Genomic DNA, 18,742 nt, shown 5'->3' with positions numbered 1-18,742 from the left:
TCTTCGTTTGAGAGGAGGGAAAACAATGGAAGCAAAAGCACATGCAAGATCGGTGCGGATTTCCGCTCGTAAAGCGAAACTGGTTGTTGACTTGATTCGCGGCAAGCAAGTGGGGGAAGCAATTGCAATTCTTCGCCACACTCCGAAGTCCGCTTCTCCGGTTGTTGAGAAGCTACTGAACTCGGCGATTGCGAACGCTGAGCATAACTACTCTATGGACGTTAACAGCTTATTCGTAAGCGAAGTTTTCGTTAACCAGGGTCCTACAATGAAACGTTTCCGCCCGCGCGCCATGGGCCGCGCAAGTCGGATCAATAAACGTACCAGCCACATTACTTTGGTGGTATCTGAGAAATAAGGAGGGATAACACGTGGGTCAAAAGGTAAATCCAGTCGGACTCCGAGTCGGTATTATTCGCGATTGGGAATCAAAATGGTATGCAGGCAAAGATTTCGGTACTCTTTTAATGGAAGACGTCAAAATCCGGGAATACCTTAAAGGCAAGTTGAAAGATTCCTCTGTTTCCCGCATCGAGATCGAAAGAGCGGCAAGCCGAGTGAACGTTACAATTCACACTGCCAAGCCAGGTATGGTAATTGGTAAAGGCGGAGCAGAAGTAGAAGTACTTCGCAGCGCAGTTACAGCTATCGCCGGCGGTAAGAAAGTACACATCAACATCAATGAAATCAAACACCCTGAACTGGATGCTATTCTTGTTGCTGAAAGCATTGCACAACAGCTGGAACGTCGCGTATCGTTCCGTCGTGCTCTGAAACAAGCGATTCAAAGAACTATGCGTTCCGGCGCAAAGGGTATTAAAACTCAGGTTGGCGGACGTCTTGGCGGCGCTGAGATTGCCCGTTCAGAAGGTTATAGCGAAGGAACAGTTCCACTTCATACGCTTCGTGCTGATATCGATTACGGAACAGCTGAAGCACATACAACTTACGGCCGTATCGGCGTAAAAGTATGGATTTATCGTGGAGAAGTTCTTCCCCCAGCTAAGAAACAAGCTGCTCAGGAAGGAGGCAACTAATCATGTTGGTACCAAAGCGCGTTAAACACCGCAAGCAACAACGCGGTCACATGAAGGGTATGGCAAAAGGCGGAACCGAGCTTAACTTCGGCGAATTCGGTTTGCAGGCACTGGAGCCATCTTGGATCACTAACCGTCAGATCGAAGCTGCTCGTATCGCAATGACACGTTACATCAAACGTGGCGGTCAGGTTTGGATCAAGATTTTCCCGGATAAGCCAATCACTCAGAAGCCTCTCGAGGTTCGTATGGGTAGTGGTAAAGGTAACGTTGAGAAATGGGTAGCTGTAGTTAAACCGGGTAAGATTATGTTCGAACTCGGAGGCGTGTCGGAAGAAATCGCTCGTGAAGCGATGCGTCTTGCCGCTCACAAGCTGCCTGTAAAGACTAAGTTTGTGAAACGTGAAGAATTGGGTGGTGAAGCAAATGAAAGCTAATGAACTTCGCAACTTAACCACTGCTGAGATTGAACAGAAAATCGCCGGATTCAAGGAAGAACTTTTCAATCTCCGTTTCCAATTGGCAACAGGCCAACTGGATAACCCGACTCGGATTCGTGATGTGCGTAAGGAAATAGCTCGTGCTAAAACCGTTATCCATCAAAGAGTACTTGGGATTAGTTAAGTGACGGCGGATGCATAATCCGTAATCAGGAAGGAGGCTAATTATGAGCGAAGAGCGTAATGCACGTAAAGTGCTGATCGGTAAAGTAGTCAGCGACAAAATGGATAAAACCATCGTAATTGCTGTTGAAACCTATAAAAAGCACAATCTGTATCACAAACGCATCAAGTCCACGAAGAAATTCAAGGCACATGATGAAGAGAATGTAGCTAAAATTGGTGATGTCGTGAAAGTCATGGAAACTCGTCCATTGTCGAAGGACAAACGGTGGAGACTGGTTGAAGTGGTTGAAAAAGCGGTAATCATCTAAAACATGAAGCAGATCCCTTTCCGGAAGGAGGAAAATAATAATGATTCAACCATTTACACGTTTGCATGTGGCTGACAACTCTGGTGCGAAGGAACTGATGTGTATCCGCGTACTGGGTGGTACTGGACGCCGTACAGCAGCAATCGGCGATCTGATCGTTTGTTCCGTTAAACAAGCAACACCAGGCGGCGTTGTCAAAAAAGGTGATGTTGTTAGAGCGGTAGTTGTTCGTACAAAACGTTCGGTACGCCGTAAAGATGGATCTTACATCGCATTCGACGAAAATGCAGCTGTTGTTGTCAAAGACGACAGAAGCCCGCGCGGAACACGTATCTTCGGACCAGTTGCTCGCGAACTTCGCGACAAGGACTACATGAAGATCGTTTCCTTGGCACCGGAAGTAATCTAAAAATCCGAGTGATACTCGGTTGTACTTGAAAAGGTAGTTATAGGAGGTGTAATCAATGCCTAGAGTTAAAAAAGTTCTGGAATCCCATAACAATAAACTGCACGTGAAAAAAGATGATGTGGTGCTTGTGATCAGCGGGAAAGACAAAGGTAAAAAAGGCCGTGTCATCGCTGCTTATCCTCGTGAAAACCGCGTCCTGGTAGAAGGCGTGAACATGGTGAAGAAACACCAGAAGCCTAACCAGCTGAATCCGCAAGGCGGAATCATCGAGCAGGAAGCTTCGATCCATGTGTCCAACGTAATGCACATTGATCCGAAGAGCGGGAAAGTTACGCGCATCGGCTATAAAGTACTAGATAACGGTAAGAAGGTTCGGGTAGCAAAAAGATCCGGAGAGATTATCGACTAATACAGTCCTAATGAAAGGAGGTAAATCTTCATGGCAGCAAGAATGAAAGAACGTTATCTGAATGAAATTACACCATCTTTGATGCAGAAGTTTAACTACACAACAGTTATGCAAGTGCCTAAGATCGAGAAGATCGTCATCAACATGGGTGTAGGTGACGCTGTTCAAAACTCCAAAGTGCTTGACGCTGCAGTTAACGATATGCAACTGATTTCTGGTCAAAAGCCGGTTATCACTAAAGCAAAGAAATCCATCGCCGGTTTCAAACTGCGCGAAAATATGCCGATCGGGGTTAAAGTAACACTGCGCGGCGAGCGTATGTACTACTTCCTGGATAAATTGATCAACGTAACGCTTCCACGCGTTCGTGACTTCCGTGGTGTTTCCAGCAAAGCCTTCGATGGCCGCGGTAACTACACACTGGGTCTTAAAGAACAATTGATCTTCCCTGAAATCGAGTATGACAAAGTGGATAAGGTTCGCGGTATGGACATCGTTATTGTAACGACTGCTAAGACGGACGAGGAATCCCGTGAGCTGCTGAATCAGCTGGGAATGCCTTTCACAAAATAAGAATCATCCATTTCTCCGAAAATGTTTAGGAGGTGTCAGTCTAAGTGGCAAAGACTTCAATGAAAGTTAAACAACAACGCGAGCCTAAGTTCAAAGTACGTGCATATACACGTTGCGAGCGTTGCGGTCGTCCACATTCGGTACTGCAAAAGTTCAAAATTTGCAGAATTTGTTTCCGTGAATTAGCTTATAAAGGCCAGATTCCTGGCGTGAAAAAAGCAAGTTGGTAAGAAGTTTATAAACGGGAAGGAGGTTTACACACATGACTATGTCTGATCCTATTGCAGATATGCTTACTCGTATTCGTAACGCCAACACTGTGCGTCACGAGACAGTAGAAATGCCTGCTTCTACTATGAAAAAACAAATCGCGGACATCTTGAAGCGTGAGGGCTTCATCCGTGATGCTGAATTCGTTGAAGATAGCAAACAAGGGATTATCCGTATTTTCCTGAAATACGGCCCAAGCCAGGAACGCGTTATCACTGGTCTGAAAAGAATCAGTAAACCAGGTCTTCGCGTATACACCAAGAGCAATGAAGTACCTCGTGTACTCGGTGGCCTTGGAATCGCGATTATCTCCACATCTAAGGGAGTTATGACCGACAAAGAAGCTCGTCAATCTAAATCCGGCGGAGAAGTTGTCTGCTACATTTGGTAATAAACGTCACAAGATAAGGAGGTGCAACACATGTCTCGTATTGGTCGCAAACCAATCGCAGTACCTAGCGGTGTAGATGTCACTTTGGACAACGCCGTTATTACAGTAAAAGGTCCTAAAGGCACTTTGACTCGTGAGCTTCATAAAGACATGAAGATTACAGTTGAAAATAACGAAATCACTGTTGTTCGCCCGTCGGACAACAAATTGCATCGTTCACTTCACGGCACAACCCGCTCCGTTGTCAACAACATGGTGAGTGGTGTGACTGAAGGTTTCTCGAAATCTCTGGAACTGGTTGGGGTCGGATATCGTGCAAGCAAATCCGGAGATAAAATCGTATTGAACGTTGGTTACTCCCACCCGGTTGAAATTACACCGGAAGCGGGTATCGAGTTCGATGTTCCTGCGAACACGAAGATCATCGTTAGAGGGATTGACAAAGAACGCGTTGGCGCTTACGCTGCCAAAATCCGTTCCGTACGTGAACCTGAGCCATACAAAGGTAAAGGTATCAAATATGAAGGCGAGCGTATCATCCGCAAGGAAGGTAAAGCTGGTAAGAAGAAATAACCAGCTCTACCTTAATTGTAAGATACCCCGTGCATCTTAAAGTGAAGCTGTTTACGGCAAACTGAAGGGAGTGAAAGGGAAGTCATGATTACAAAAGAGGATAAAAACAAGGCTCGTCTCAAAAGACACCTGCGTGTTCGTAAGAAGATCCAGGGTACTACTGAGCGTCCACGTTTGAATGTGTTCCGTTCTTCGAAACACATCTACGCTCAACTGATCGATGATGTGACTGGCGTTACTATCGTATCTGCCTCCACACTTGATAAGGAATTGAGTGCTACAATCGGAAATGGCGGCAGCGTTGAAGCTGCAAGCAAAGTGGGTCAACTGATCGCTGAGCGCGCTAAAGAAAAGGGTTATGCAGTGGTTGTATTTGACCGCGGTGGATACTTGTACCATGGACGGATTCAGGCTCTGGCTAGCGCAGCTCGCGAAGCTGGTCTTGAATTCTAGAATATTTCTAAAAGGAGGTTAACGACTTGCGTGTAGATCCGAACAGTTTAGAACTGACAGAAAGAGTTGTACACATCAACCGTGTTGCAAAAGTTGTAAAAGGCGGACGCCGTTTCAGCTTTAGTGCACTTGTTGTTGTGGGCGACGGCAACGGCTACGTTGGTGCTGGTATCGGTAAAGCCGGCGAAGTTCCGGATGCCATCCGTAAAGGCATTGAAGACGCCAAGAAAAACCTGATCCACATTCCAATCGTAGGAACTTCGATTCCTCACCTGGTTACTGGACATTTCGGCGCAGGACGCGTTCTGCTGAAACCAGCATCCGAAGGTACCGGCGTTATCGCTGGTGGACCGGTTCGTGCGGTGCTTGAATTGGCAGGCGTTGGCGATATCTTGACAAAATCTTTGGGTTCTTCGAATTCCATGAATATGGTCAATGCTACTTTAGAGGGTCTTTCCCGTCTGAAGCGCATTGAAGAGGTCGCGAAGCTTCGCGGCAAATCTGTCGAAGAATTACGCGGTTAAGGAGGGGAACGTCAATGGCTAAATTGCAAATTACCCTCGTACGCAGTGTAATTGGACGTCCAGAAACACAACGTGTTACTGTTAAGACGCTCGGCCTGCGCAAAACCAACTCGTCCGTGGTTCACAACGACACTCCTGCAATTCGCGGGATGATCAACAAAGTGAGCCACTTGCTGTCCGTTACTGAAATTGAAGGCTAAACAGCCTCGCATAAATTAACAAACATAAGGAGGTGCAAACGATGAAGTTACATGAACTTGCTCCAGCTCCTGGATCACGGAAAGAACGCAACCGCGTTGGTCGTGGACCAAGTAGCGGTAACGGTAAAACTTCGGGCCGTGGTCATAAAGGTCAAAACTCCCGTTCCGGCGGTGGTGTACGTCCAGGCTTCGAGGGTGGACAAAACCCACTCTATCGTCGTCTGCCTAAACGTGGTTTCGTCAATCCTACCCGTAAAGAGTACGCGATTGTGAACCTGGAAGATCTGAATAGCTTTGCAGAAGGAACAGAAGTAACTCCTGAGCTTTTGCTTGAAACTGGTGTTGTCAGCAACACTAAGAGCGGCATCAAGATTCTCGGCAACGGTGAACTGGCTGTTAAATTGACTGTCAAAGCAAATAAGTTCTCTCAATCTGCGGTAGAGAAAATCGAAGCTGCCGGCGGTAAAACCGAGGTGATCTAATGTTCAAGACGCTTAAGAATATATGGCATGTTGAAGATTTGCGCAAAAAGATCCTGTTTACCCTGTTCGTTCTGATCATTTACCGCATCGGTTCGTTTGTACCGGTTCCCGGTGTGAACAAAGAAGTACTGGAATCAACAAATCAGGGCGGAGACGCTTTGATGGGTCTTTTGAACACCTTCTCGGGCGGAGCGCTCAAAAACTTCTCGATTTTTGCGATCAGCATTTACCCGTATATCACAGCATCCATCATAGTTCAATTGCTTTCGATGGATGTTGTCCCTAAGTTTGCCGAATGGGCTAAGCAAGGGGAACACGGGAAAAAGCAGCTGGCGCAAATTACGCGTTACGGCACAGTAGTGCTAGGTTTGATTCAAGCGTTTGCCACATCTATCGGGTTTAACCGGATTTATGGCACTGAGATGATTCCAAATGCAACCTTTGCGGATTACCTGCTTATTGCGATCATATTGACGGCGGGTACATCGTTCTTGATGTGGTTAGGTGAGCAGATCACTGAAAAGGGTATAGGAAACGGGATTTCGATCCTGATTTTTGCGGGAATCGTCGCCGCCTTTCCGGGATATATCACCACTACGGCGCAGTCAAGCTTCATCCAGCCGGGTCAGATGTTCCTGAATATTCTTAAAGTCGTTATTGTACTGATCGTGGTTGTTGCGATTATTGTCGGGGTGATCTTTGTTCAACAAGGTATCCGTAAAATCCCTGTACAATATGCCAAGCGCGTAGTCGGTAACAAAATGTACGGTGGACAGAATACGCACATTCCGCTTAAAATTAATGCGGCTGGTGTAATTCCTGTTATCTTCGCCGTTTCGCTGCTTCAATTCCCGATCGTTTTATCGAGCTTCTGGTCCACCCACACTTGGGCTAAATGGGTCTCGGCCAATCTGGATCATACCAAGCCGCTCGGCATGCTGCTGTATGTAGTCATGATCATCGGATTCACATTCTTCTATACGTTTGTCCAGATGAACCCGCAGCAAATGGCTGACAATATGAAAAAGAATGGCGGATACATTCCAGGTATACGTCCAGGTAAGGCAACTGAGAAGTATCTGACTAGAGTAATGTCGCGTCTGACCATGTCCGGTGCGCTGTTCCTGTCATTAATCTCTGTATTGCCAGTATTATTTGGATCGTTATCCGGGTTACCGAAGCAAGTGCAGATTGGTGGTACGGCACTGTTGATCGTTATCGGTGTTGCACTGGATACCATGAAGCAGATCGAGAGCCAATTGATCAAACGCCATTACAAAGGCTTCATCAATAAATAGGCGATAGGTTCCGGAGAAGTACCTAAGGCTTTAAACTTCCCGGTACCTATTGTGCTGTTTCTTGCTTGGTGGCGAACTTTCGGGGGGAGAAGAGAATCGTGAACATTTTATTCATGGGCCCTCCTGGGGCAGGCAAGGGAACACAAGCCGCAGTTGTTGTTAAAGAACTTGGTATTCCGCATATTTCGACCGGTGATGCTTTTCGCTTGGCAATCAAGCAGGGAACGCCGATCGGGCTGAAGGCTAAATCTTACATCGATCAAGGTTTGCTTGTACCTGATGATGTGACTATTGGAATCGTCGAAGAACGGCTGCAGCAGTCCGATTGCGAAAAAGGTTTTTTATTGGATGGCTTTCCAAGAACCCTTTCGCAAGCGGAAGCGCTGGGAGAAATCCTCAGCCGGCTTGGAACTTCACTGGATCACGTTGTTAACTTGAATGTGGACCGCGGACTGCTGATGGCGCGTCTTACCGGACGCCGGATCTGCTCAGTATGCGGAACATCCTACCATTTAATTTTCAACCCGCCGAAGCAAGATGGCATCTGCGACATTGATGGCGGAGAATTGTATCAGCGTCCGGATGACAACGAAGAAAGTGTAGGCAAGCGTCTGGATGAGTATGATAACAAGACAGCGCCGCTGCTTGCATTTTATGACGATAAAGGTCTTGTGCGTCAGGTCAACGGAGAAAACGAAATCAATGTCGTTTCTTCTGAAATCGTATCTATGCTGCGGGGTTAATGTAATGATCATTTGCAAATCCGAACAGGAACTTGTCTTTATGAGGGAAGCTGGTCGAATTGTTGCCGAGAGTCACCGTCTTATTGCTGAAGCTATCCAGCCAGGCATTACTACAGGTGAGCTCGACAGAATCGCCGATGGGTACATTCGCAGTCAGGGTGCTTTGCCGTCTTTCAAAGGCTACAACGGTTTTCCTGCCAGCATTTGCGCTTCAGTCAACGAACAATTGGTGCACGGATTTCCAGGGAAACGCAAACTGGTAGAAGGCGACATCGTTACGCTGGATATCGGTGCAGAGTACCGTGGTTATCACGGTGATTCCGCCTGGACCTACGGGGTGGGCAGCATTTCCGAAGAGGCTCAGCGTTTGCTGGATGTCACGGAAGGCTCCCTGTACGCTGGACTGGCGTTAGTCAAACCGGATGTGCGCTTGTTTACAATCTCCCATGCAATTCAAGCATACATTGAAGACGCCGGATTCTCCGTTGTCCGCGAGTATGTTGGTCATGGCATTGGGGCAGAACTGCATGAAGAACCGCAAATTCCGAACTATGGCATAGCGGACCGCGGACCACGTCTGAAGCCGGGTATGGTACTCGCCATTGAGCCGATGGTTAACGCTGGAGAACGTTATGTCAGAACACTGGATGATAACTGGACGGTCGTTACGGTAGACGGTTCACTGTGCGCTCACTTCGAGCATACAGTAGCAGTTACACCGGACGGCATGGAGATTTTCACAAAACTGAATGCGTAGGTGATCTTCACGTGAATACTGGGAGCAGCCCGCAGGTTGGTCAAATCGTGAGAATTCTCAAAGGCAAGGATGCCGGAGAGGCTGCCGTTGTTATCGCAGTTGTAGATAGCAGATTTGTATATATTGCTGATGGGGACAAACGTAAGTTTGACAGTCCAAAGAAGAAGAATATTCAGCACTTGGAGCTCATACCCTTCATCAGCAGTGAGATTGTAGACAGTTTGGAAGAAACCGGCCGGGTCACCAACGGAAAGCTGCGGTTTGCAGTGATGAAGTATGGCCAGCCCGCTGGACAAAGTGCTAATGAGAAAGGAGACTAACTGTGGCTAAGGAAGACGTCATTGAGGTAGAAGGAACGGTCATTGAGCCGTTGCCTAACGCAACTTTTAAGGTTGAGCTTGAGAACGGTCATCAAATACTTGCCCATGTGTCCGGGAAATTGCGGATGCACTTTATCCGTATCCTAACCGGAGACAAAGTGGTCGTGCAGTTATCGCCTTATGATTTATCAAAAGGCCGTATAACTTACCGTAAATAGATGGGAACTACAACAAAAGTTTTGCTTCGCAAAACTTTGAGGAGGTAATTAACATGAAGGTAAGACCTTCTGTAAAGCCCATTTGCGAAAAATGCAAAGTCATCCGCCGCAAAGGGACTGTTATGGTAATTTGCGAAAATCCGAAACACAAACAAAAACAAGGTTAAGAAGGGGGTGTAGCGTAAAATGGCTCGTATAGCTGGAGTGGATTTGCCACGTGATAAGCGCGTTGAGATCGCCTTGACTTATATTTTCGGAATCGGTAAAACGACTTCCCAGAAAATTCTTAATGAAACAGGCATTGACGTTAACACACGTGTCCGTGATTTGACGGAAGATGAAGTCAGCAAACTGCGTGAAACGATCGACAAAGAGGTTAAGGTTGAAGGTGACCTTCGTCGTGAAATTTCCTTGAATATTAAGCGTCTTACTGAGATCGGCTGTTACCGCGGTGTTCGTCACCGTCGTGGATTGCCTGTTCGCGGTCAACGTACCAAAACCAATGCTCGTACCCGTAAAGGCCCGCGTCGTACTGTAGCAAACAAAAAGAAATAAGAAGAGGTGATAAGAGACAATGGCTAAACCGAAAAAAGTCGTACGTACGAAACGTCGCGACCGGAAAAATATCGAGTCTGGCGTGGCACATATCCGTTCCACGTTCAATAACACTATCGTTACGATCACGGATCCTCACGGAAATGCAATTTCCTGGGCAAGCTCCGGCGGTCAAGGATTCAAAGGTTCCCGTAAATCGACTCCATTTGCAGCGCAAATGGCAGCCGAAACAGCTGCTAAGGCAGCTATGGAACACGGCATGAAGTCCGTTGAAGTTATGGTTAAAGGACCGGGCGCGGGCCGCGAAGCAGCCATCCGTTCCCTTCAGGCCGCTGGTCTTGAAGTAAACCTCATTAAAGACGTTACTCCAGTTCCTCACAATGGATGCCGTCCGCCGAAGCGTCGCCGCGTTTAGTACAATCAGAATTGTGATTGTGGTATAATTCTGACGCATCTGCTAATAATAGGTGTTTAGGCATACTACATGATACACCTGATGGGGTGACTGTTTCATATAGGAGCGACGTTTGAAGGAGGGGTACACTCGTGATAGAAATCGAAAAGCCGAAGATTGAGACCGTAGAAGCCAATGATGATGGGACCTATGGGAAATTCGTAGTTGAACCGCTGGAACGTGGATATGGCACGACTCTGGGGAACTCGCTTCGCCGGATTCTGCTTTCCTCCCTTCCGGGAGCCGCAGTGACTTCGGTCCAAATTGACGGCGTTCTGCATGAGTTCTCGACCGTTCCCGGCGTAATGGAAGATGTGACGGAAATCATCCTGAACCTTAAAGCTCTTTCTCTGAAGATTCATTCGGATGAAGAGAAAGTGTTCGAGATTGATGCTGAAGGAGAAGGCATCGTTACCGCAGGTGATATCCGTGCGGACAGCGATGTTGAGATCCTGAACCCGGATCTTCATATTGCAACGCTGGGACCTGGCGCGAGACTGCACATGCGCATTTTTGCAGGCCGTGGTCGCGGCTACGTCCAAGCGGACCGGAACAAACGCGACGATCAGCCAATTGGTGTAATTCCAGTTGACTCTATCTACACTCCTATTTCACGTGTGAATTACGGTATTGATAATACCCGTGTTGGTCAAGTGACTAACTACGACAAGTTGACGCTGGAAATTTGGACAGATGGCAGTATCCGACCGGAAGAAGCCGTTAGCCTTGGAGCCAAAATTTTGAACGAGCACCTCGTTCTGTTCGTAGGTCTTACGGATGAAGCGAAAGACGCCGAAATTATGGTTGAAAAAGAAGAAGACAAAAAAGAAAAAGTACTTGAGATGACGATCGAGGAGCTTGATCTTTCTGTCCGTTCCTACAACTGCCTCAAACGTGCCGGTATTAATACTGTGCAAGAGCTGACTACGAAAACTGAAGAAGATATGATGAAGGTTCGTAACTTGGGCCGCAAATCTTTGGAAGAGGTTCAAGAGAAGCTTGAGGAACTTGGTTTGGGACTTCGTACAGAAGAATAGGACCCCGGAGTTCTTGAGACTTGAGTGAAGGAGGGAAAACAAATGGCATACCAAAAATTGGGCCGTGATTCCAGCGCGCGTAAAGCTTTGTTCCGCGATATGGTAACGGATCTGTTCCTATACGAACGTATTCAGACAACAGAAGCCAAAGCGAAGGAAGTTCGTTCCATCGCTGAGAAACTGATCACTAAAGCGAAAAAGGGCGATCTTCATGCTCGCCGTCAAGTAGCTGCATTTGTTCGTCGTGAGACTGTAGATGGTGAACAAGATGCAATCCAAAAATTGTTCTCTGACATTGCTCCACGTTACACAGAGCGTCCAGGCGGATACACTCGTATCCTGAAGCTGGGACCTCGCCGTGGCGATGCTGCGCCTATGGTTTATCTTGAACTGGTAGACCGCGCGTAGTTTCACAAGCTATGATTTCCGGATGTACGCTTTACGTATTTAACGTTATTGTACTGCAGGGCATATTACCCTGCCGTGCAAATAACCGCGGGAATCACCTTGTATAGAGTAGAAGGAGCTCCCGCCGGGGCTCTTTTTTTTGAAAGAGGAGAATGAAATGCGCAATCTATTGATGAAAGTCAATTATGACGGCACCCACTATGATGGCTTTCAGACCCAGCCTCAGGGCAATACGATTCAGGACAAGCTGGAGCATGCTATTCAGCATCTGACCGGTGAGACGCTCAAAATCACGGGCTCAGGACGGACTGATGCGGGGGTGCATGCTTATGGCCAACCTTTTAACTTCATAACCTCCTCCCAGATTCCGCTGGAGCGCTGGTGTCTGGCTCTGAATGCCAGGCTGCCGCAGGACATCGTGGTTACAGAGGCCGCTGAGGTTCCGCTCTCGTTCCACTCCCGTAGAGGGGCGAAGCGTAAAACCTACCGGTACACGATTAACGGCAACCGGTTCCCGGACCCGTTTCAGCGGCGCTGGCAGCATCATCATCCGATGAAGCTGAACGTTCCTGCGATGGAGCAGGGGCTAAGCGCGCTGCTGGGTACCCATGATTACACCTCGTTTGCCTCCAGGAAGTCCACTAAGACTTCGCATGTGCGGACCATTTATGAGGCTTATCTTGAAGTAGACCGCAGCATGTGCCGCCCAGGCTCTTCTGACCAGGGAGTGATCCATACCTATATTACAGGCAGTGGCTTTTTGCAGCATATGGTACGCATTATTATGGGGACGCTTATGCAGGTGGGCCAAGGTAAAATCAGCGCAGATAGAATACCTCTAATACTTGCGGCTTGTGATCGTGCAGCGGCCGGACCTACGGCTGTGTCTAAGGGGCTGGCACTCTGGAGTGTGGAATATGACGAGATGGAGGACTAAACGGCCGGCACTATATTTTTTATAAAAATTAGTACTGAATGTTTAAAAATCGCTTGCGCTTGTCATGTTTATACTGTAATATAAAAGTTGTGTTTTCTTGATGGCTATCCCACAGCCCCGATCAAGGAAATGCCAACAAATAAGTATTTTTAACTCACTAAATTGTAATTCAATCGCGAAACAAGATATACGAAACAGATGATTTTCGTACGAGAACAAGGAGGAAACATTCATGCGTACCACCTACATGGCGAAGCCGAACGAAGTTGAACGCAATTGGCACATCATTGATGCCGAAGGCAAAACACTTGGCCGTTTGGCAAGCGAAGCCGCTGCCCTAATCCGCGGCAAACACAAACCGCAATTCACTCCACACGTTGATACTGGTGATTTCGTAATTGTTATCAACGCTGAGAAGATTCACCTCACAGGTAAGAAAATGCAAAACAAGAAATACTACCGTCACTCGATGCACCCAGGCGGCTTGAAGGTTACTGTTGCAGAAGACCTGATCAAGACCAAACCTGAGCGTATGATTGAATTCGCAGTTCATGGCATGATTCCTAAGACTCGTCAAGGTAATCACATGAAGCTGAGACTCAAAGTATATGCAGGCTCTGAACATCCACATGCAGCACAAAAACCTGAAGTTTACGAACTTCGCGGATAAGAATAAAGGAGGACAGTTTCATGGCACAAGTACAATACTATGGGACAGGTCGTCGTAAACATTCGGTAGCACGTGTTCGCCTTGTACCGGGTGAAGGACGCATTGTCATTAACAAACGTGAGATGGACGAATATTTCGGTGTTGAAACACTGAAAATGATCGTAAGACAACCTTTGAACCTGACTGAAACTCTGGGCAGCTACGATGTAATCGTGCTTGCACATGGTGGTGGCATTTCCGGTCAAGCTGGCGCAATCCGTCACGGGATCTCCCGTGCATTGCTCAAAGTAGACCCTGAATATCGCGGTACGCTGAAGAAAGCCGGCTTCCTGACACGTGACCCACGTATGAAGGAACGTAAGAAATACGGCCTCAAAGCTGCTCGTCGCGCTCCACAGTTCTCGAAACGTTAAAAATCGCATAGCTTCAACGAATTTCAGCCCTTGGCCCTCGTGGTCAAGGGCTTTAATTTTGCCTTCAGCAATGGCCGTGACCATATCCTGACCATATTTATTAATAATCCTCAGTATCAATGTCCCCTCCCCCTAATGTGACCACATTAGAACCGGTAATTGGATCGTCATTATCCATGAATTCTTCAAAGCGATTTGAGCCTTTTTCCTGCACGCCTTTGGTTACGTGGGTATAGACGTTCATGGTCATATTGATATCTGAATGACCTAAGATGTATTGAACTTCCTTAATGGTTGCACCAGCCTCAAACTGCAATGAAGCGTGGGTATGCCTTAAGCCATGAACCGTTACTGAGTGGAGGTTATGCTTTATTATCAATGCTTCCAGCAGATCATTTAAATAAGCCAGTCTGAGCGGGGTTACACCATCCTCCCGCGTAAACAGGAATTTAATCGGTCCGTTTCGACCATCGGCTAACTGCTGTTTCTTTTGCATTGTAAGGAGCCGTTTCCAAAGTTGAAGGGTTTTCTTGTCTGCCGGTAGAACGCGCCGTGAAGCGGGCGTCTTTGAGGTTAGAACGTAATATTTCCCGTCCTCCCAATACAGCGTTTTATTCAGAGCCACTTGCTTTTGAGAGTAATCGATGTCTTGCTCTCCAAGCGCCAGCATTTCACCTTTACGCGGCCCTCTGTATATCAGTGTGTGAAACATTACGTAATCTCGAAAAGAACATTCAGCGGCTGCGATAGCAAGAAATTTCTTTACCTCGTGCTTTTCCCAAAAGTTGCGCTCTTCTTCTTCAGGTGCATAATGTTGCTCTTCTGCTTTTGGAATTTTGACTTTTTTCATTGGGTTTGTTTTTATAACATCATTTTCAATTGCAAATTCAAATATTTGGTTGGCATACATCTTCATATTGTCTACAGTCTTTATCTTTTCGGCCATCTTGATAACTACTTCCTGACAGTATTTTTTAGTGATGTCTTTCATCTTAATTTTGCCGAAGTGAGGAAGAAGCTGCTTCTTAAATTTTGATTTTACCGCTCTACGTGTTGGCGGCTTCCAGTTAGGTGAATTTGTTTTTTCCCATAACAGGTAAACATCCTCAAATGTAGACTCTTTATCTGTTAGAAATGTTCCCTGGTGAATATCTGTTTCAGTTTGAGCTGCGTGTAATTGAGCTTCTTTCTTGGTTTTAAAACTGCGTTTCGTTGAAGGCTTTGCCTTTCCAGTCCCAGGATCTATAGGACCGTAATACTTGTACATCCAGCGGGCGCCGTCCTTGGTGTCGTACTTTTGAAAGCTGGCCACTGTATTCACTCCTTACCATGATAGGTTTCGGGTCATAGCCTGATCCCGGGCAATTTTCATTTCAACATCGTTCATTTGAATGATAAAACAATTTTGCTTTAATCCATGCCTATACAAAAGCTGATGGACTTGCAGTGTAACTTTACCGTCAAAACAAATAACGTCACTGCTGAGGGCCGGCACACATTCAATTTGTTGTATTTCCTCTAAATCAATCTCTGCAAGGCGTTCCCCGATAGGTAATTCAATATCCCGGCAGTTCATAAGGGTCCATTCGTCTAAGGTTACAACAAGCTGTGAAGGACCGTCAGATATTCCGGAGGGGTCATAGTAAACTGCAAACTCCACTGATTTACTCCTGACTGTTTTCACCTCCTTTCTTGCTTGGTATGTAGCTGATGTCTCTGCACACATCAGTGCTTCAAATTCTCGACGTAAGATTTGCTCATACCGTTTACGTGCTTGTTCCATACTTACAGAAAAAGTTGAAGAAATTTGTTTAATAGCTTGTCCATGATCCGGGGAAAGATTTAATTCCTTAATCATGAAAAAGGGTAGGGAAGCGTAGAGAACAAACAATTCTGCATCTTCTTCTTGATATTGAACAAAAGGAGAAGGTAAGGTTGTTTGGTTTCCCGCATGCCGTAGTAAATGACATAGCTCATGGAGGAAATCTTTCCTCAACTCTGAACCGGATTTGCGTTGATTAAGAAAAATAATTCTTTTCCCGGATTTAGTTTCATGAGAAAGGCTATCTGAATCAAATGACACAACGGAAATTTCAAGTTTATTTGCTATAAAATCTATAGTTATATCCTCTGGAACCATAATGCCATTGCTTATATAGAGTTGTTCGACATAATGTTCAAGATGAGTTTTTTTGTAATATTTGTACATAACGTCCCCCTATTTAGATCGTATGTTCGTATGTATGGGTATGTAGAATCAGCCTGCTAGCTGAAGCTACAGAAATTGTTATTCATCTTCGGAAGCGCGCTTGATAATTTCCCAAACCTTTTGCAGATCCTTTTTACGCTTTTCGGGAGCATCTAAATAGCTCTTGAAGAAGACGCCATGTTCGGGATCATTAATGAAGGCCTCGAATTCTGCCAATTCTGTTGGGGTAAGGGCATTCTGTTGTTCGAGGTTAGCTTTTAAGCCATTTTCAGTAGCAGCCATTTCCTCAAGTTCATCAACCGTTATACCTAAACCCTTTGTAACCTTCAACACATTATCAATAGCTGCTCCACCTACACCACGGTTTAACATGGATTGCAAGGTTGTTGGAGGGAGACCAATACGTTCCGCAAAGGCGCGACGACTGTATCCCTTTTCTTCGATTAACCGAGATATGATTTTAGCTCTCTCCACAATCTCCAAACCTCCAATGTATTTTGTACGTTATTTCGTATATAGGTACATATTACAGCATACAAAAAGCTTTGTAAATACGAATTGGACGAAATTTAGTATAAAAATTACCCTATTTCCTCTTGACCTTGAACGTGATTGCGTATATAGTTCAAATCAGGCCGAACGAAATTACGCACACGGTGGGAGGGTGTATAAATGATCTATACGAACCTGAGTTCAGAAATGGAAAGGAGAGGAGTAACAATATCCTCTATGTCTCGTGAATTAAACATGCGACGTGGAACTTTAAGTGATAAGCTTCACGGGAAATTCAGACTTCACTATGATGAGGCTCTTAAAATCAAACAATTATTCTTTTCAGATTGTGGAATTGAAGATTTATTCTCAACTAGTGAAATGGAGGGAGATGAGTCAGGTGGATTCTCCAATCGTTCAGGTTGTCATTGATCCTAATTATGTGCGGCAACTTGCTGAAGCTGAGATCAAACGGCAAATGCAAGAGCACGCGCCTGGTATTTGGTGGGATATGAAGCGGCTAGAAGCTGAAACGTGCCGTAAACGTGATTGGCTTCTAGCAAACATTTTACTGAATCCAGCCTTCAAACAGGAGATGCGCCTTTGCTCAAACGGTGGCGAAGGTGGGCGCTGGATGTTTCGGGCCTCTGAAATGAGCAGGTTTCTGGATAAGAATTTTGAGGCGTTAAATAAATCGCGCTCTAAGCTGATACGTTAACCAGCCATCATATCAAACCTGGGGAGGTGCGGTGCCATGGATAATACAGCCAATCATGTACAACAGCAATGCGTTTTGAACGACAGCCAACAGCATATGAAACAGAGCCATGATATGTACAGCATTCAGGTGACCATGCAATCCTGTTTGGATGCAGGGGCGCCGCTAGATCTTCTCCGGCAGATTATCGCCATGTACCGCCGGCATTACGCAGGGGATAAAAAGATGCAATTTGTAATCAATGACGTAGAGGTACGTTACATCACATCACTGGAGGGATACGCACCATGACCCAAGTTGTAAAAATTCAAGTCAATCAGCAGGCGAGGAATCTTCAAGTTCGTGAAATTTCAGGCCAGCGTATTGTAACATTCCGGGATATTGACGAGCTTCATCGGCGTCCGGAAGGAACAGCAAGCCGTAATTTCCGTGAAAATCGGGAGCGTTTTATTTCCGGAACGGATTACTTCGATGTTACGCCGGAGCATTTCCAATCCGACGAAATTCGTCGCTTTGGAATTTCAAGCCCGCGCGGCGGGACGGTAATCACGGAGTCTGGATATCTGATGTTAGTCAAGTCGTTCAGTGATGATCTTGCCTGGAAGGTCCAACGCCAGTTAGTCAATAGCTATTTCAGGGGGCAAGCCTCTTCTCACGATTCGTTGCGTTCTTTAATGGCTGCTACACATAACCTGCTTGCAGGTCAGGAGATCATCACCGAACGGCTGGAGGATGTCGAGCACAAGCTTGAAAATCAAATCACGCTGGACAGTGGGCAGCAGCGACGTCTGCAGAAGGCGATTAATCAGCGAGTGTGTACTCTTGAGCAAATCAAAGAAGCCCGCGGGGAATGGTTCCGGCAGCTCCATAAGGAAATCAAGGACCGCTGGAGCGTGAGCAGCTACAAAGATGTACTTAAGCATGATCTGCAGGAAGTCATGAATTATGTTGCGGCCTGGGTGCCCATCCGGCGGGAGGATTAATCATGAAAGACGCCAGAGAATACCGTTATGAAATGCGTTTTTGGCTGGAAGCCAGTAAAGACGCCAAACTCCGGGGAGATGAAGCGAATGAGCGTCATGCTATCCATATGTTCCGAAAGAACCGGGATAAATTGCTCACCATCTGGAGCAGTCCAGCAGAAGAAACCACCCAATGTGGATAATCTGTGGACAAACGAAAAACAGCCCGACGGGGTAGGAGCCGCGGACTGTAGCTTTGCATAAATGAATTTACGGCCAGTTTATCAGGGAATGGA

35 protein-coding genes and 1 pseudogene are annotated in these 18,742 nt (G+C 46.4%); 33 read left to right on the top strand and 3 right to left on the bottom strand.

Translation table 11 applies throughout. From position 1 onward, the window contains the following. Window positions 1-25: 25 nt before the first annotated feature. The 28 genes from rplV (at window position 26) to rpsI (ending at window position 14,065) form a co-directional block, all read left to right on the top strand. The gene (rplV, locus tag NSS83_RS16080; protein WP_019908228.1) at window positions 26-358 is read left to right on the top strand and encodes a 50S ribosomal protein L22; all 333 of its coding nucleotides are present in this window, start codon (window positions 26-28) and stop codon (window positions 356-358) included. Between the two features lie 13 nt (window positions 359-371). Then, on the top strand, window positions 372-1,037 hold the full coding sequence (gene rpsC / locus NSS83_RS16075) for a 30S ribosomal protein S3 (protein ID WP_341016387.1): 666 nt from the start codon (window positions 372-374) through the stop codon (window positions 1,035-1,037). A 2-nt stretch (window positions 1,038-1,039) separates the two neighbouring features. Further along, the gene (rplP, locus tag NSS83_RS16070; RefSeq protein WP_020427064.1) at window positions 1,040-1,474 is read left to right on the top strand and encodes a 50S ribosomal protein L16; all 435 of its coding nucleotides are present in this window, start codon (window positions 1,040-1,042) and stop codon (window positions 1,472-1,474) included. Beyond that, on the top strand, window positions 1,464-1,661 hold the full coding sequence (gene rpmC / locus NSS83_RS16065; RefSeq protein WP_019908232.1) for a 50S ribosomal protein L29: 198 nt from the start codon (window positions 1,464-1,466) through the stop codon (window positions 1,659-1,661). The genes rplP and rpmC overlap by 11 nt, the downstream gene beginning before the upstream one ends. Before the next feature lie 43 nt (window positions 1,662-1,704). After that, on the top strand, window positions 1,705-1,971 hold the full coding sequence (gene rpsQ, locus NSS83_RS16060) for a 30S ribosomal protein S17 (RefSeq protein ID WP_036692400.1): 267 nt from the start codon (window positions 1,705-1,707) through the stop codon (window positions 1,969-1,971). A 40-nt stretch (window positions 1,972-2,011) separates the two neighbouring features. Beyond that, window positions 2,012-2,380 (top strand): 50S ribosomal protein L14, encoded by a 369-nt coding sequence (rplN, locus tag NSS83_RS16055; protein WP_036680556.1) that lies wholly within the window; start codon window positions 2,012-2,014, stop codon window positions 2,378-2,380. A gap of 55 nt (window positions 2,381-2,435) precedes the next feature. Then, window positions 2,436-2,789 carry a 50S ribosomal protein L24 gene (rplX, locus tag NSS83_RS16050; RefSeq protein WP_019908235.1) on the top strand — a complete coding sequence of 118 codons (354 nt, stop codon included), beginning with the start codon at window positions 2,436-2,438 and terminating at the stop codon, window positions 2,787-2,789. Window positions 2,790-2,819: 30 nt separating this feature from the next. Further along, window positions 2,820-3,362 carry a 50S ribosomal protein L5 gene (rplE, locus tag NSS83_RS16045; RefSeq protein ID WP_209878863.1) on the top strand — a complete coding sequence of 181 codons (543 nt, stop codon included), beginning with the start codon at window positions 2,820-2,822 and terminating at the stop codon, window positions 3,360-3,362. Window positions 3,363-3,406: 44 nt separating this feature from the next. Further along, complete coding sequence (locus NSS83_RS16040; RefSeq protein WP_036589425.1) at window positions 3,407-3,592, top strand: type Z 30S ribosomal protein S14; 186 nt, start codon at window positions 3,407-3,409, stop codon at window positions 3,590-3,592. Window positions 3,593-3,624: 32 nt separating this feature from the next. Then, a complete protein-coding gene (gene rpsH, locus NSS83_RS16035; RefSeq protein WP_036692403.1) occupies window positions 3,625-4,023 on the top strand; it encodes a 30S ribosomal protein S8 in 399 nt (132 codons plus the stop codon). A 30-nt stretch (window positions 4,024-4,053) separates the two neighbouring features. Next, window positions 4,054-4,596, top strand: a complete 543-nt coding sequence (gene rplF / locus NSS83_RS16030; protein WP_036721827.1) for a 50S ribosomal protein L6 — start codon at window positions 4,054-4,056, stop codon at window positions 4,594-4,596. An 84-nt stretch (window positions 4,597-4,680) separates the two neighbouring features. Next, complete coding sequence (gene rplR, locus NSS83_RS16025; protein WP_036692407.1) at window positions 4,681-5,049, top strand: 50S ribosomal protein L18; 369 nt, start codon at window positions 4,681-4,683, stop codon at window positions 5,047-5,049. Window positions 5,050-5,075: 26 nt separating this feature from the next. Continuing rightward, the gene (gene rpsE / locus NSS83_RS16020) at window positions 5,076-5,573 is read left to right on the top strand and encodes a 30S ribosomal protein S5 (protein WP_036652980.1); all 498 of its coding nucleotides are present in this window, start codon (window positions 5,076-5,078) and stop codon (window positions 5,571-5,573) included. Window positions 5,574-5,587: 14 nt separating this feature from the next. Beyond that, entirely contained in the window at window positions 5,588-5,773 is a 186-nt protein-coding gene (gene rpmD, locus NSS83_RS16015) for a 50S ribosomal protein L30 (protein ID WP_019908243.1), read from the top strand. 41 nt (window positions 5,774-5,814) lie between these two features. Beyond that, window positions 5,815-6,255, top strand: a complete 441-nt coding sequence (gene rplO / locus NSS83_RS16010; protein WP_036692409.1) for a 50S ribosomal protein L15 — start codon at window positions 5,815-5,817, stop codon at window positions 6,253-6,255. Then, window positions 6,255-7,553, top strand: coding sequence for a preprotein translocase subunit SecY (secY, locus tag NSS83_RS16005; RefSeq protein WP_341183739.1), 1,299 nt, complete (start codon window positions 6,255-6,257; stop codon window positions 7,551-7,553). Before rplO ends, secY begins: the two co-directional genes overlap by 1 nt. A gap of 98 nt (window positions 7,554-7,651) precedes the next feature. Beyond that, window positions 7,652-8,296, top strand: a complete 645-nt coding sequence (locus tag NSS83_RS16000; protein ID WP_341016393.1) for an adenylate kinase — start codon at window positions 7,652-7,654, stop codon at window positions 8,294-8,296. 4 nt (window positions 8,297-8,300) lie between these two features. Further along, window positions 8,301-9,053 carry a type I methionyl aminopeptidase gene (gene map / locus NSS83_RS15995; RefSeq protein ID WP_341183740.1) on the top strand — a complete coding sequence of 251 codons (753 nt, stop codon included), beginning with the start codon at window positions 8,301-8,303 and terminating at the stop codon, window positions 9,051-9,053. 11 nt (window positions 9,054-9,064) lie between these two features. Then, window positions 9,065-9,373 (top strand): KOW domain-containing RNA-binding protein, encoded by a 309-nt coding sequence (locus tag NSS83_RS15990; protein WP_341183741.1) that lies wholly within the window; start codon window positions 9,065-9,067, stop codon window positions 9,371-9,373. 2 nt (window positions 9,374-9,375) lie between these two features. Next, window positions 9,376-9,591: a translation initiation factor IF-1 gene (gene infA / locus NSS83_RS15985; protein WP_018753971.1), complete on the top strand. Its 216-nt coding sequence runs from the start codon at window positions 9,376-9,378 to the stop codon at window positions 9,589-9,591. Window positions 9,592-9,644: 53 nt separating this feature from the next. Continuing rightward, window positions 9,645-9,758, top strand: coding sequence for a 50S ribosomal protein L36 (rpmJ, locus tag NSS83_RS15980; RefSeq protein WP_003322638.1), 114 nt, complete (start codon window positions 9,645-9,647; stop codon window positions 9,756-9,758). Between the two features lie 19 nt (window positions 9,759-9,777). Beyond that, window positions 9,778-10,146, top strand: a complete 369-nt coding sequence (gene rpsM, locus NSS83_RS15975) for a 30S ribosomal protein S13 (protein ID WP_036721817.1) — start codon at window positions 9,778-9,780, stop codon at window positions 10,144-10,146. Between the two features lie 19 nt (window positions 10,147-10,165). After that, window positions 10,166-10,561 (top strand): 30S ribosomal protein S11, encoded by a 396-nt coding sequence (rpsK, locus tag NSS83_RS15970; RefSeq protein ID WP_020427052.1) that lies wholly within the window; start codon window positions 10,166-10,168, stop codon window positions 10,559-10,561. Between the two features lie 131 nt (window positions 10,562-10,692). Continuing rightward, window positions 10,693-11,637: a DNA-directed RNA polymerase subunit alpha gene (locus NSS83_RS15965; RefSeq protein ID WP_036692422.1), complete on the top strand. Its 945-nt coding sequence runs from the start codon at window positions 10,693-10,695 to the stop codon at window positions 11,635-11,637. Between the two features lie 42 nt (window positions 11,638-11,679). Continuing rightward, window positions 11,680-12,045 carry a 50S ribosomal protein L17 gene (rplQ, locus tag NSS83_RS15960; RefSeq protein ID WP_019908254.1) on the top strand — a complete coding sequence of 122 codons (366 nt, stop codon included), beginning with the start codon at window positions 11,680-11,682 and terminating at the stop codon, window positions 12,043-12,045. 157 nt (window positions 12,046-12,202) lie between these two features. Continuing rightward, complete coding sequence (truA, locus tag NSS83_RS15955) at window positions 12,203-12,982, top strand: tRNA pseudouridine(38-40) synthase TruA (protein WP_341183742.1); 780 nt, start codon at window positions 12,203-12,205, stop codon at window positions 12,980-12,982. A 232-nt stretch (window positions 12,983-13,214) separates the two neighbouring features. Continuing rightward, complete coding sequence (rplM, locus tag NSS83_RS15950; protein WP_341348629.1) at window positions 13,215-13,652, top strand: 50S ribosomal protein L13; 438 nt, start codon at window positions 13,215-13,217, stop codon at window positions 13,650-13,652. A 20-nt stretch (window positions 13,653-13,672) separates the two neighbouring features. Then, window positions 13,673-14,065, top strand: a complete 393-nt coding sequence (rpsI, locus tag NSS83_RS15945) for a 30S ribosomal protein S9 (RefSeq protein ID WP_036692433.1) — start codon at window positions 13,673-13,675, stop codon at window positions 14,063-14,065. Window positions 14,066-14,165: 100 nt separating this feature from the next. Here rpsI and NSS83_RS15940 read toward each other — a convergent pair whose 3' ends face one another. From NSS83_RS15940 to NSS83_RS15930, 3 genes and pseudogenes are all read right to left on the bottom strand, one after another. Continuing rightward, window positions 14,166-15,377, bottom strand: coding sequence for a site-specific integrase (locus NSS83_RS15940; RefSeq protein WP_341348628.1), 1,212 nt, complete (start codon window positions 15,375-15,377; stop codon window positions 14,166-14,168). A 12-nt stretch (window positions 15,378-15,389) separates the two neighbouring features. Continuing rightward, entirely contained in the window at window positions 15,390-16,274 is an 885-nt protein-coding gene (locus NSS83_RS15935; RefSeq protein WP_341348627.1) for an ImmA/IrrE family metallo-endopeptidase, read from the bottom strand. A 285-nt stretch (window positions 16,275-16,559) separates the two neighbouring features. After that, a pseudogene (locus NSS83_RS15930) lies at window positions 16,560-16,748 on the bottom strand (helix-turn-helix transcriptional regulator); the annotation flags it as partial. A 198-nt stretch (window positions 16,749-16,946) separates the two neighbouring features. On the opposite strand from NSS83_RS15930, the gene NSS83_RS15925 reads away from it, so the two are divergent. From NSS83_RS15925 to NSS83_RS15905, 5 genes are read left to right on the top strand one after another with little or no spacing between them, the layout of a single operon-like run. Next, entirely contained in the window at window positions 16,947-17,198 is a 252-nt protein-coding gene (locus NSS83_RS15925) for a helix-turn-helix transcriptional regulator (protein WP_341348626.1), read from the top strand. After that, window positions 17,167-17,484: a DUF771 domain-containing protein gene (locus tag NSS83_RS15920; RefSeq protein WP_341348625.1), complete on the top strand. Its 318-nt coding sequence runs from the start codon at window positions 17,167-17,169 to the stop codon at window positions 17,482-17,484. Before NSS83_RS15925 ends, NSS83_RS15920 begins: the two co-directional genes overlap by 32 nt. A 36-nt stretch (window positions 17,485-17,520) precedes the next feature. Beyond that, a complete protein-coding gene (locus tag NSS83_RS15915; protein ID WP_341348624.1) occupies window positions 17,521-17,775 on the top strand; it encodes a hypothetical protein in 255 nt (84 codons plus the stop codon). Further along, window positions 17,772-18,467 (top strand): ORF6N domain-containing protein, encoded by a 696-nt coding sequence (locus NSS83_RS15910; RefSeq protein WP_341348623.1) that lies wholly within the window; start codon window positions 17,772-17,774, stop codon window positions 18,465-18,467. Before NSS83_RS15915 ends, NSS83_RS15910 begins: the two co-directional genes overlap by 4 nt. A gap of 2 nt (window positions 18,468-18,469) precedes the next feature. Then, the gene (locus tag NSS83_RS15905) at window positions 18,470-18,649 is read left to right on the top strand and encodes a hypothetical protein (RefSeq protein ID WP_341348622.1); all 180 of its coding nucleotides are present in this window, start codon (window positions 18,470-18,472) and stop codon (window positions 18,647-18,649) included. Window positions 18,650-18,742 lie beyond the last annotated feature (93 nt).

Source organism: Paenibacillus sp. FSL H3-0469 (assembly GCF_038051945.1).
GTDB lineage: Bacteria > Bacillota > Bacilli > Paenibacillales > Paenibacillaceae > Paenibacillus_AQ.
This window is presented reverse-complemented; position numbering and strand designations above follow the sequence as displayed.